Annotated in this window: 10 protein-coding genes; 2 read left to right on the plus strand and 8 right to left on the minus strand. The window is 46.6% G+C overall.

Annotation, left to right across the window (positions count from 1 at the left end; all coding sequences use genetic code 11):
• Positions 1 to 87: 87 nt before the first annotated feature.
• From C461_RS15575 to C461_RS15195, 3 genes are all read right to left on the minus strand, one after another.
• The gene (locus tag C461_RS15575; RefSeq protein ID WP_152418392.1) at positions 88 to 558 is read right to left on the minus strand and encodes a hypothetical protein; all 471 of its coding nucleotides are present in this window, start codon (positions 556 to 558) and stop codon (positions 88 to 90) included.
• Between the two features lie 555 nt (positions 559 to 1,113).
• The gene (locus C461_RS11840; RefSeq protein ID WP_008001526.1) at positions 1,114 to 2,085 is read right to left on the minus strand and encodes a hypothetical protein; all 972 of its coding nucleotides are present in this window, start codon (positions 2,083 to 2,085) and stop codon (positions 1,114 to 1,116) included.
• Between the two features lie 183 nt (positions 2,086 to 2,268).
• Positions 2,269 to 3,384, minus strand: a complete 1,116-nt coding sequence (locus C461_RS15195) for a tyrosine-type recombinase/integrase (protein WP_080506292.1) — start codon at positions 3,382 to 3,384, stop codon at positions 2,269 to 2,271.
• 156 nt (positions 3,385 to 3,540) lie between these two features.
• Between C461_RS15195 and C461_RS15580 the strand changes: the two genes are divergently transcribed.
• Positions 3,541 to 4,440 (plus strand): hypothetical protein, encoded by a 900-nt coding sequence (locus C461_RS15580; protein ID WP_152418393.1) that lies wholly within the window; start codon positions 3,541 to 3,543, stop codon positions 4,438 to 4,440.
• Positions 4,441 to 4,561: 121 nt separating this feature from the next.
• On the opposite strand, the gene C461_RS11850 is transcribed toward C461_RS15580, so the two are convergent.
• The 3 genes from C461_RS11850 to C461_RS15200 all read right to left on the minus strand — a co-directional run bounded on the left by C461_RS11850 (position 4,562) and on the right by C461_RS15200 (position 7,115).
• Complete coding sequence (locus C461_RS11850) at positions 4,562 to 5,170, minus strand: hypothetical protein (RefSeq protein ID WP_239639122.1); 609 nt, start codon at positions 5,168 to 5,170, stop codon at positions 4,562 to 4,564.
• 2 nt (positions 5,171 to 5,172) lie between these two features.
• Positions 5,173 to 5,481, minus strand: a complete 309-nt coding sequence (locus tag C461_RS11855) for a hypothetical protein (RefSeq protein WP_008001530.1) — start codon at positions 5,479 to 5,481, stop codon at positions 5,173 to 5,175.
• Between the two features lie 173 nt (positions 5,482 to 5,654).
• On the minus strand, positions 5,655 to 7,115 hold the full coding sequence (locus C461_RS15200; protein WP_080506293.1) for a pentapeptide repeat-containing protein: 1,461 nt from the start codon (positions 7,113 to 7,115) through the stop codon (positions 5,655 to 5,657).
• Between the two features lie 1,292 nt (positions 7,116 to 8,407).
• On the opposite strand from C461_RS15200, the gene C461_RS15590 reads away from it, so the two are divergent.
• Complete coding sequence (locus tag C461_RS15590; protein WP_152418396.1) at positions 8,408 to 9,556, plus strand: hypothetical protein; 1,149 nt, start codon at positions 8,408 to 8,410, stop codon at positions 9,554 to 9,556.
• A gap of 284 nt (positions 9,557 to 9,840) precedes the next feature.
• Here C461_RS15590 and C461_RS15595 read toward each other — a convergent pair whose 3' ends face one another.
• On the minus strand, positions 9,841 to 11,478 hold the full coding sequence (locus C461_RS15595; RefSeq protein WP_152418397.1) for a hypothetical protein: 1,638 nt from the start codon (positions 11,476 to 11,478) through the stop codon (positions 9,841 to 9,843).
• 442 nt (positions 11,479 to 11,920) lie between these two features.
• Positions 11,921 to 12,931: a tyrosine-type recombinase/integrase gene (locus C461_RS11865; protein WP_008001533.1), complete on the minus strand. Its 1,011-nt coding sequence runs from the start codon at positions 12,929 to 12,931 to the stop codon at positions 11,921 to 11,923.
• Positions 12,932 to 13,095: the final 164 nt, after the last annotated feature.

Here is a 13,095-nt window from a genome sequence, read left to right on the forward strand (position 1 = left end):
TAGTGCTGACCCAATTGGATCCTATCTCTTGGGAACTACGAGAAGAATCGTACCCTCGAGTAGAGGCAGTATTCTGATGCGGGAACATCAGTTAATCCCCCCCACATCTTCTAGCGCCGATCGACGACTCTCTCTCTTTTCTTCGACCGTACGTTCGTCGTAGTACTTTTCGAGAACCCCCTCGGAGAGGTCACACCGATCGCTCAGCACTTCTTTTTGAACTCCCTGACGAAGCATTCGGGTGAGATACCCATGCCGACCCGCGTGCGTCGCCTCACTCACTGGGTACTTCGATGCATGATCCTTCGAACAAGCGGCGTCGCAGGTTGCCTCGGTCCGACCTTCTGGGCATTCTTTGCCGATCTCACACGGACGGCTCCATCGATAGCAGTAGGAGCGAATCGTTGATTTTGCGAGTCGGACGTTGGGACTCGTGATTAGTGGGTCTTGACCACCATCTGCTTCCTCTATTCGATTGTTCTCAATGTAATCTTCGAGTAGAGCCTGTGCTAATTCTTGGGGAGATACATCGCCGCCGGGGTTTGGCTTGTGAGCCATACTAATGGCTACACCCCACATTATATTCGTTGATTATAGAGTACAATTTACTCTAAGGAAATACTGTAATTAATTGTGGGGGAAGTTTTATATACTATATCTTATTTTGCGGAACAGATTTTCATAACTCCGCAGATGAGGTCGTATTGCTACACTGAGGTGGATTCGATCAGAATTTCAGGTGAGAGTAGAACTTCATGAAATTTTGATGATGGCAAAGAAAACAACGTCTAAACCAGCTCTGTTGGGAGTCTTCTCAAGTGATACGCTCTTCTGTAGGCGATTGTTGATACAGTCGTCACTAGCTGAGCAGGAACGCTAATTGATTTTCTAAGTACCTCTGCCGTGGACTCACGATTCAATTCATGCAACCGCAAATCCCAAGACGGCAGCCCATCAATAATGTGCTACACAAGAGCGTTCAGAATAGACCAACGAATTAGAGAACGACAACAAGGCCGCCTGTCGTGAATATTTTCAATATCGCTTCCCATGCGTCTTATAGACGAGTTAAAATAATAAACACTTGTCTGCCTCTCAGCTTTCGCTGCGTAATCAAAAGATGAGCAGATACACTGCTAGAGTATATCCTACCGTCATTACCGCCCACCGCCGGTTCGTCGTCACGAACTGCTCGTACTCCATCGTTCCAAACGCGATGTACGACAGAGCCACTATGTGCTTACTCAAACGCATAATGAGCATCACAAGGACAATCGAACCGAAGGTCGCGAACACCAACGATATCAGCCCTGCCATCACTGCGAGCACCGGAAGTACCACGACTGCTGCGACACCAAATGCAAACCACAGACCCCCCGAACCAGCGGGGAAATTCCCACCTTGATTTATTCGGATGTATTCTCTCAGCGTCTCCGTCGCTTCATCATCTCTGTCCGGTATTGAGTCCTTCAGCAGATGAAACGCCATCTGTGCGAGCGTAACACGAATCAGAGTCAACTTCAAATAACCAATTGCAGCCTTGAGGCGAGCCCACTGAGAAGGATGCTGGAATATCGCTCCAAACACCTCTTCAACATCATCCATCTGAATATCTATCTGTGGCTCAAGTGCAACTCGCTTGACGTAGAACAACGTCCCCCAGCTAAACCGATACTTTTGGAAGATCAGCTCGAAACCAAGGATGTAGACGAGAACCCCGAGTACAGCGATAACAGCAGTTGCTCCAATTTGACTAAACCCGGTGGCAGGCTGAACGAACTCCACTCCGAAGAATTTGAACACCTGTGCCACACCAAGGAGAGCGAAGAGTTCTACGGGACGAACAGTTAGGTCTAGAAGTCGGTCAAACTGTTCGATGCGGTCAGTAAATACGAGATATCGAAGAATAGGAATTCCAATGAGTGCGGCCATGAGCCACATTAGAATCGCTCCCTGAATCCCGGTTGGAGAGGTTTGGTCGACGGCGAAGGCGAGAGCGGGTCCAAAAGCAATCTCGGCGACTAACTGCTGGGTTCGAGTGCGTTGAAAAACGATATCAGCGAGAGAATCGCCGTTGTCGCTCATCTATGAACTCAAGAGTGTCTATCAAATTGATAAGTCCTTGGACCCTGTAGCTCCGGCATAATCAACGAATACTCCGTAACAACTCGCGATGAACAGATATATCCTCCAATCCTGTTTCGTTTTCTTGCGCAGGGGTATCAGTACTTGGGCCCGGATCCCTTTTAGGAGATATCTGGGGACTCATTAGATTGCCCCCTTGTCTTTCAGCTCATCCCAGCGCTCGTCGCGCTTTTCTTCGGGAGTGCGCTCGTCGTAGTGTTCTATTAGAATCTCTCTCGTGATGTCACACCGGTCACTCAGAATTTCCTTAGGAACACCCTTGCGCAGCATTTCCGTGAGGTATCCGTGTCGAGCAGCGTGCGGCGCCTCGCTCGCTGGACATTTTGATGCATTATTTTTACGACTGGCAGCGTTGCACTCTGCTGGATTTCGACCTTCTGGACATTCCTCGTCAATCTTACACGGGCGAGTCCAACTGTAGAAGTCCGATCGGACCGTAGACTTTCCGACTCGGCCATTAGACGTCGTAATTAACGGTTTTCGACCATCGATCGTTTTCTCAACTCTGTTGATCTTGATGTAGTCTTTGAGCAGACCGGCAAGGTCGGTGCTGATATTGACTTGCTCTTCACCCTTCTCATCGTTCTTTAACCGGGTCTGTCCATCGTTGTGGTGTGAGAACTGGAGATAGGGACGGGGGCCATCGAGATGGGCGTCTTCGAGGTCAAGAGAGTGAACACCACCGAGTCGGCGTCCACACTCTGCAATGATCGCGATTTCGACATGCTCCCTCGATGCGTAATTGTACTTTTCGAGATGTTCAAGAATCCGTTTGAGCCGTTTGATTGCAAGTTCAACATCTCGAATGCCCTCCCCGTCGTCCAGTTTTGGGATATCGACTCTTTCAGCGGTCCCGCGTGGGACAGCTTCAATTTTCTCAAGGTATGTGAGGAAATTCTGGAGAAGGTGGAGGTTGTCTTTCATCGTCTTGTTCGCCAACGAATCGACTTTCTCCGAGGACTCCTTTCGCCGCCACTTCTCGAAGCCGTCTATTTCACGCCCTCCGAGCTCGTTTAGATTTTCGAGGTCAACCTTGTCGCAGTACCTGACGAAGTGGCCAAGGTTTCGATCGTACCCTGCCAACGTATTGGGTGTGAGTTCGTCTTCGCGGGCGTCAAGGTATTTGTCTACTGCCTGCTCCGGTGTGATCGGCTTCAGAGTGTTGTAATCGTTGAGTAGAGCCTGAGCTAGTTCGTCTACAGCTTTGCCGTCGGGGATTTCTTCCCTTGATGGGGCCATACTACCATCTTTCTACCCCATTATATTCGTCAGTTCTAGAATGAAAAATACCGTACTGAATCACTGTAACCAAGACTTACAAAAAGTATATATAATAGAATAGCTGCACGCGGTGATTCAGACAATATAAATGCCCCTCCACAGGTAGAGTGATTTGTGTTAGAAGATTCTCAAAAAGAGACAATCGCTGATTGGGAAGAATCGAACAGTCAAGACAAAAACTCGGTCAAGAATCATCTTGCGGAAAACCTTGCTGAACTATCCTACATTCGTGAGCTAAGTCCAGAGGTAGCAGAAGAAATCGTCGAAATGTCCATCTCTAAGTACGAAGAAAGAGAAGGAGGTCCAAATTTGTCGACTTCTGCTGCCACAAATAGATTTCTAGAACAATTGATGGCGGTCATGTTTAACGGGTTCTCAGAAAAGACATTCAATTATGCAGTCAATTCAGGTGTAGAGAGTTCTCTACAGTGGCGTGCTCAAAACGACGACTTCCTAGCGGGAAGGCTGTTGGATGAAATGGAGTGTACCGAAGGGGGGGATCTCCTAGATAGTGACATGGGGCTGCTAAACCAACAACTAACAGCACCTCCAAAAGACGAAGAAGAACGCCTGAGACGGATTTTTATGCTCAATGGTAACGAGCTTCTCCTCGTTGAGAAGTATTTCCAACAAATACTCGATACGGATCTAGATGGAATCGATCTGGATGAAGACTATACGACAATAAGAGAAGCAGACGACTCTGTGGATCGACCACCGATTCTGGTGCAAGAAGCAAAACACGCTATAAAGAGCAGCAGAGAACGGGCAGAAGGGCTTTCACTTGATCTTGCCAACCCACGTGTAGATCTCGTAACACCATACTTTGGAACAGGCACTCGTCCCCCTGACTGGTACATTCGAGAACACATAGAATTGTTCCGTGATTATTTGACCGATGAAGGACTTCTCCCCGATGAAGAGGAAATCCCCAGTTATGCAGAAACGGCACCTACTACTCAAGATCCAACCCGCCTCAATCTAAATCATTGGAGCGTTCCAAAGGAGCAATAAACACCTACGTATCTGTTGTTCAGGCTCTGTTGAAATCCTCCGCAAGTAGTATATGCTGACCCAGTTGCGGTCAACACAGATTGACAATGGTTGGTAATACGGTTTCGTTATTCAGGAGTATTCATGAAAGTAGATCGTTCGGGAGATACTGCGAGCAATCGACCGGGACCGCTTCCCATGCTGCCTGAATCGCTTGATACCCTGTCCAGCCTTCCCCTCGAAGCATCTCGCCACAGGCCTGACAAAACTCCGCTACAGTACACTCCCCCTCGTCTAGTAGCAGATACAGCAAAAACGTGGGAGCAACCGCCTTCCCAGTTGTCTCTTCTGCGTCAGCGAATACTCGATTAATAGCCCGACGCCCGTGCGTATCCATCAAAATAGCGAACCGATACAGCGCTGTATGCTGTTCGATTTCCATCTTCACGGACTTCTCCCCAGCATCCTCTCCATGCGGTCGAGGAACACACGGAACCGTCGTAAACGACTTCTTCTCGTCGTCGAACGGCTCAAGTGCCTTCTTGCTCCCATCGTGAACCCACCGCTCTCTCGTCCCTTCAGGTGCGTACTCAGACATCTCCCGAACGTGGCGCTTGAGTTCGTGAAAACAGACGTTAGTCGTCGTCAGCTGTATATTGTCCGTAATTCGAGACCAGAGTCCCGTGTTCGCTACAGCGATTAGTGCGTCTGTATCAACGATAACTGGATGGCGTACATCATCGTCCACCATCTTCACTTCTGGAAAACTCCAGTCGTGTCAAGCTCCGCAGCCTCCTCGAAGGCCTCCCGCTCCCGCTCAATTTCTTCCAAGGCATCACCAAGAAGAATCTCTGCAACTTCTTCAGAAAGCTCTCCCTGCTTGTATTGCTGGTGGAGAGTGATCTTCTCCTCGTCCGAGAGGACTTCCCGGAGTTTCTCTTGAAGACCCTGTCGAGCAAGCTCACTGATGTTGATCCCACCAAGCCGCATCTGATCGACAATTTGAGTCGCCTTCTTCTCAGTTTCTCCCCGGAACTGGATTTTATCGTTGTTTGTGGCCATCTTACCCTACATTCTCTCTCCACCGTAATAGATGTTGTGACGCGCCATCCATGTCAGTACAAACTCTCAGTGGTCAATACGCACTCTTCAGCGACCAGCTGTTTCAGACGATAATATGTCTGATGAATATGAAATCAGCAGAGCCGGTGGGACCGAAACGGCAGTGTGGTCGACTAAGTTGTTGCTCTTCGACCTAAGGTAAATACCAACATTGCAACTAATAATGCGCCGATTGTCGTTTGAATCAACGCAATCCACTCACTGGCTCCTATTGGCACGTATCCACCGTTTGATGTGCTGATTAATCTTCGAAGACTGAAGAATAAAATATCTAGAGTGTCGGTAACAGAAACTGTTCCAGAAATACTGTATTCAACCGTTCGATCATCTGTAGTTTGAACACCAAAAATAGGATACAATATAGCGCAAACTAAGATGGTTACCAACGCAGATACTATGACGTGCTTCGCACTCTCCCCGTAAAGCATACTCCACCGAAGGCTGCTCCATCGGCACCATGACAGTGACCCTGCGCAGTATGCTCGTTTACGCTTAATCTCTTTTTCACGTATATTGAAATGACGCTGTTTCTGTGGCACTGGATTGCTTCGACACAACTGTTTAATATTCGAATATATCTCCTCACTCTCCTCAAGCAAGTTCGTAGATTTTCTGGAGGATTGACCGGGAATACGATGGATCAATCGACTAATAGCCCGTACAAATTTATGGCGCCTTCTCAGCTGTTCTTCGAAGCTATTCCAGTTAGAAGTATACTTGGTTTCGCCAACATAATCGGAATTGTATGAACCACGCTTCAGATCGGTATTCTGCGGAGGATCTGTCAGCTTAGTGGCCAACTTTCCTTCAGATTCATTATCGGCGACGAATTCTCTGAAAATCTTCGTACCAAAATCTGTCTCATGGTCAATTTCTGCGTCTCGTAGATCTGCGTTGTATAAGTCAGCATCTACAAGCGATGTCCCTCGCAAATCTGCTCCTTTTAAACATGCGCTCTCCAGATTAGCTCTTCCGCACTCTGCTTGATGTAACTCTGTGTTAGTGAATTCTGCACTCCGAAGATTCGCATCAATTAATTTCGCATCATGGAATGTGACTCCCGAGAAATTAGCGTCTGCAGCATCTACGTGTTGCATCTTCACGGAATTAGCGATTGCCGATTCAAAGTGCGAATTATGAAGCGTTGCTCGCTGAAAGCGTGTATCTTTACATTCGGCTTTTTTGAATTTGGCGTACGTGAGCGTCGTATCTTCTGTATCGAATCTAGCTGATCTCAGAGTCGAATAAGAAAATTCTGCGAAGTCTAGTTCAGCGTCACGGAAATCGGCTTCAGTTAGATCTGAATCTGAAAAATTCGCCGCATAGAGCGTCTTAGACTCAAAATTAAGTCGATCTCCGACTTGTGAATCAACTAGGTAAAGTCCATCAATTCTGGAAGGTGCTGTTTCCCACTCTCTCTCAAGTTCTCCTATCGGTTTGTCATCAATCTCTGAGTGCCAAATACACCGCTCTTCGTCGTTCCAGAGGGGTTCTTCGCAGGCGAAAGCTGGAATTCCGTCAGGTATATTCTCCTCATTCTCAGTATATCCGCAGGCTTCATGAGACGCTGTCACTGTTCTGTGAGTATCGGCAAATAACTTATATTATTGGTCTCTCGGAACCATCTTCACTTTCGTCAAGGGCGATTCACTTATTGCCTGCCTGTATTATTATTATACCAATGGAAGTCTTCGATGTTGCTCTTGATGAGTTCGAAGACGGGCAACAATTCAACCGATACCTATCGGACAATTATTCTAGCCTCTCTAAGGATGATCTGTACATCATTTCTGGAGTAACCGAACTCTCTCAATCGGAATTTGAGACACGGTTGGATGAGAGAAANCCTATCGGACAATTATTCTAGCCTCTCTAAGGATGATCTGTACATCATTTCTGGAGTAACCGAACTCTCTCAATCGGAATTTGAGACACGGTTGGATGAGAGAAATTGGGAGGTGGATCAAGAGTATGGATGTATCAAAAAAATCGGCTGTCAATACTCATCAACTCACCGCGCCGAAGCATACCTCCACTTTGACAATGAGAAACAACTGTTTTTTCTTTATACGAATCAGCGAAAGACAGAAGAAATCAATGGGGCGATTGTTCCACTATTGAAGCATATTCGTGGAGTTCACTATCTATACATCAGTCCTCGAGTACTAAAAGAAGTAACTGAACAAATCGCAGAAGAAAATGAATCTGCGAAAGTCACCGAGTTCATCGCAAAGAGAACGAAAGGGACGGAAATCCCTGCAGAGGAGCGTCCAAATAAAGAGAGAACTATCAACTACTACGGTGATGACGGACTTCGAACATTACGGGAAGTTGAGAATAAGTATGGCGTCTTACCCCATATTCTAGAGATATCAATCCCAAGTGAGTTGAATTTCAGAATTGACAAGGAAGGCTCCTTCAAATTGAAGAGCGGATCACTAAGCTTGATGTTCAATTACTTAGACGAATGTATTAATCAGTGTTTAGATATTAAAGAGGCCTATGATAGTACTGAAGTGGAAGATATTGAAATCTCGGAAGGCAACGTGGTTTCTCAATCTACCCCTGCAAGAATTCAATTGAATCTGGAATATGAGGATATTGACCCGCTTGAGACAAGCCTTCGCGATCGTGATTACGCACTAATCGATACAAATGTGGAACGAGGATCTGTATACTTTTCGAGTAAAATATACGATCAGGAGAACAATCTATTTTTCAATGTGAGGGCTGACGACGAAGCTATACGTGTTTTCCCTAGCGACGAAAGGGATATTGGTACGTTTTTCAGGTTCTTTGAACTTGTCCAATCCACTGTAGACGAGCATGCGGAAGCAGAGCCGATCAATTATCCCTCTATCGCACAATGAGTACGGCAGAGAAAGAGCTCAACGTTTTGGAATACTATCTTGATGAGGTCGAAAACGACCATTATCGCAGTCTCAAGAACGAACAGTTCGAGGAACTTGAGGAAGACGACGATGCCGTAGAAGCAGCTGAAGTAAAATTCGAGAATCGGAGAGATGAATCACAGCACAGCAAAAAGGTCCGTACGACACTTATGGCTGCATTTCTTCGAAATGGACCACTCGAAAGGGTGACTAATTGGGAATTTAAACGTCTCTTTCCTCTCCGTACCCTCGATATAGACTCTGCAGACGTTTTGATCGGTAACCAAACTGATGGTGCTATTCTACTAATAATAATCCTACCCCTCCGTCAGACCCCGGATACGGGTGTATCTAAGGCAGCAGAGATGATGCAAGGAATAAGAGATAATAATAGCACTCTCTCTGACGACATTGGACTTGATTTCCATAATGATCGTATTCAGACCGCTGTCGCTATTGAACCGGAACGATCAAGCGATACTGCTACTGCAATTGAGGATTATGAGGACTCATTACATTCGCCCGAGAGGTTCTATGTCTGGCAGGTAGCGGGACCACAAGGAGAAAAAATCAAAGTATATACCGATTTCCCCGATAACTCAGGAGCAGATCGGAACCATGAGGGACAACTGGGAAATGAGCTTAGCAAAGGTGCCGAAATTATCGATTCTCCGCATGTGCTACCTGACTTCTTTTATGACACTCATCATAGCCTTCTACTCGAGCACACGATCCCGAAAATGGCCAGCAATCGTGTTGACACCGATATCCCGAATACACACTTTTCAAAACAAGAACTTCTAGATTATTACCGCGATACGCTCCATGGACCAGATTCGGCGCATAAAGCATCTCAACTCTCAGGCAGAGTTATTAGACTGTGGAAATATCTTGATCTGCTCGCGGAAGTTTCCAGTGGGGATGATCAGATAGAAGATGGGAGTACCGTGTACCGTTTTAAATCGCGAAAGCGAAATCCTGATTCGATATATGATGATCTCAGTGAGGAGTACGAGGACCAATCAATCACGTTCCTTCTAGAAGTGGATGCAATGGAGGACGTGATTGAGCAATATCAGGATGACAGCGGTGTACAGGCAGATCTCGGTGAGTTCCTTGGCTGATAATTTTCCAATCCATATTGAATTAGAGCGTATTATAAAACATCGAGTTCATTGAGGATGATAAGGACGCGATCAAACAGTTTGACATCCCAGCCGACCAACTTCCTGAAGCTTCCGGTGAAGGCAGCGTTCTGACGGTCAAGATTATAGATTACGCGATCGTAGATATGTAGTACGACACTGATCCGATGGACCAACGACAACAAGCTACTCAATACCGACTCGACAGCCTTTCAGAGTGATTTTGCGAGCGAACAGACTCGTAGTTGGCTAAACCATAGCTTTCAAGTTTCAAACTCCGGCCGGATAGCGTCAATCCAGATCTCAAACGGAATCTCATGATTTTCGGGTTCTAATGGCCAATACGTTTGCTGTATTGGAGTGCTGTACTTATCTAACGCTACTAAAATTATATCGCGATCTCCGTATTGTGTCGTCCACTGTTTTAGCTCTGAGAGCCAAACTTCGGGCTTAATTTGATCACTAAACAGATACATAGCTTCAATATAGAATTGAGAGAAAGCGATTGCTTGGCTTTGATTTAGGTCCTGTGCTTCGGTTAGAGAGCTTTCAAGGATACTAGGAACCATTTCTGTCTGCGGCTCTGATTCCCACTTGTCAATCTTACGGCCCCATATTTGATGTATGTTTGATAATAATTGTGCGTAATTATTCAAACATCGCTTGTGACGGTCAGACGCTACAGTTCGCAGAGTCGGAGGAGTTTCGTCACTCACCCTTTTTGTAGGAGTCTCAAAGGTCATATCTGTATTATTCTCTTCATAAAACTCACAAAAAAGCTTGTAAGCCTCATGTCCCCCAGAAAGTGAACTAATGCCAGCATGAATTAAATCAGTAGAATCATCTGAGATAGAATATTCTTCCATTAGTTTACTTTGTAATCCAAACATCATTTCTAATAGATTTAGATTTGGTTCAAACTCTTGTTGCAGTATTTTTTTAGATGTCTCACCCGGGATATCGAGAAATTCCCAATTTAGATTACGATGTCTCTGATCGGCAGCTGCATGAACCCCATTCAGTATACCTGACTCAACGGTAGCAGCGAGTCTTCCGTCTTCCAGTGTTAGCGATCGTGCATAGATTGCTACATATATTTCTATAGTCCAGCGAATGATTTGATTATTATCCGATTCTCTTGCTGTATTGATTATACGAGGGATGTGTCTAGAGAGGGCTTGATCGACTAATTCCCGAGTTGGTATCTGGTCTTCTGAAGTTTGTCGTTCATAATTATAGGACCGCATCTTCAGGTCTGCGATATTATATATGCCGTGTAAGGAACTTTCTGCTGCATCATTTTCGCCCAACTGGATTGCATCAATGGTGAGGTCTGTAAATTCGGACAGAGATTTCTCTTTATTTGAGGGCTCAATATGTTCGGTTATTAGTCTATCGGGTTCTCCAACCCTTTGTTTGACGTAACGCTCAATCAGAGTAGAGGGAACAATGAGAGATGGAACAAATGTCAGATATGCTAACGTAGAGATAAATGACCACAACCAGAACCAGAATGATGTAATAAATAGATATGGTCCCCAAGATGGATTTACATCCTGAAAAATAAGCGTAACCGCGGAAATAAGAGTGAAAATTGCAAAAATACTAACCGCTAATAGAAATGGCCCAGTTCTAAAAAATTCCGTTTGTATACGTCCTGTGAATAAATTCGATGTTGTCTGAACTCCAAGGATCGTGATAGAAATAATGATCGCAAGCAATGTTGTTTGAGCCAGTATTAGCGTCTGTAGAATTTCAGGTTTCATTAAGGCTTCTTGAAAATCTGGGGAGCAATATAATAATACCCAAATAACTGGTATAAATATGAAGGAAACTCCAAAGATAAACTCTGAGAATTGTTTTGGATGTGTCGCGAATGGGTTGGTAGAATCGGCAACCATAATCCACTTTTGTTAGAGCGAATACTAAAAATGATCTTTCTCCGAACCTGAATGCAGTTGAGATTGACAAATGACCTTTCTGCCTCTTTGGCATCCCTGATGATTTCGCCGACATCCGTGTGATTGTAACATTTGAGCACTTACACTATCGCCACAATTATATCAACCTCATAAATACTCTCTGTAGAATAACACTATCTGTATTAGTGGATTACATCTGATTTGCATCTCAGACCGCTATCGGAACCGTTCTTTGCATTGAAAAACCTCGGTGGTCAATAGCGTACAGCAAGCAGAAATTTTACACGGTAGCATGACTCTTGACTGTATCAAAATAATGCCCGACGCGGAGGTGAAGTGGAGGGGTTTTAATACGCGAAATCAACGCTATATATCTAGTACTTCCCGAAAAATCGTCAACGGGTGAGGTGCGAAAACCTGTCTAAATATTGTTAAGATATTCCCGTCGCTGCTCCATTTTCTCATGCTGACTCCGTCGGTCGTAGTGCTCGTCGAGAACGCTCGGTGTCACGTTCGCACGATCGCTGACGACATCTTTCGGAACATCATTGTTCAGGTGGTGGGTGATTCCACCACGTCGAAGAGCGTGTGGACTGACGCTTGAGGGGCAGTCGAACGCGGCAGTATACACCATCGCGTCGCAATCATCTGGATCACGGTTGTGGGGACACTCTCCAGTGGAAATACAGGGCCTTGTGTATCTATAACAATCCCCTCGAAGCGTTGATCGATGAGCGCGCCCGTTCGATGTCGACACGAGCGGTTGCCTCCCGAACTCATCGTCAACATCGGGCCGACGATTCGCGATCCAGTCATCGAGAAGTCGACACACCCCGGTAGACAGCGCTATCAGCCGCTGTCCAGCTGTTCCGTTCTTGATCGTCGTTTCGGTCTCAGGACGATGGACGACGGCGATGTACTGCCCGTCTGGGTCGTAGTCGTCGACGTCGAGTGAGTGGACCGCACCGGTCCGCATCATCGTGTGCCACATCAGAGTGATCGCAACGTGGGGGCGTGACGCGTACTCGTACTTCGAGAGGAACTCGAGAATCTCTTCAGCACGATCGGACTCGAGCATCACGTCACGAACGTTCTGTCCGTCTCGCAGCACGGGCGACCGCACCTTCGTGTGGAGGTCATCGACGACGGCATCGACGCTTTCGAGCCACTTGATGAAGACACGTAGCGTGTCCATCTGGGTCTTCTCCGTGGCGGGTGCGAGATCTCCCTCGCGACGACGCCACAGACGGTACTCGTGGAGCGACCGGCCACTCAACTGGTTCAGATTGTCTATCTCTTCCTCATCACACCAGCGAACGAAGTGACCGAGACGAGAGCTGTGCGAGTACAGCGTCGCCTTGGCCACCTCGGCTTCGCGGTCGGCGAGGTACAGTTCTACGGCTGTTTCCGGGTCGATTGGTTCAAGGTTCATCGCGTTTGCTAGCGCGAATCACGATCTGACCCCGATCTGAGCCGTCCGAAATCAGGCCACATAGGCCTGAAAGGTCGATTCGTTACGAGCGTGAACGCGCGCCCGTCGCGCCCGTCACACAGCCTCTTCCCGTGGATACACAGCAAACCACCTGACAGCGGAGC

Origin of the sequence: Halorubrum aidingense JCM 13560 (assembly GCF_000336995.1) — an archaeon.
Lineage (GTDB): Archaea > Halobacteriota > Halobacteria > Halobacteriales > Haloferacaceae > Halorubrum > Halorubrum aidingense.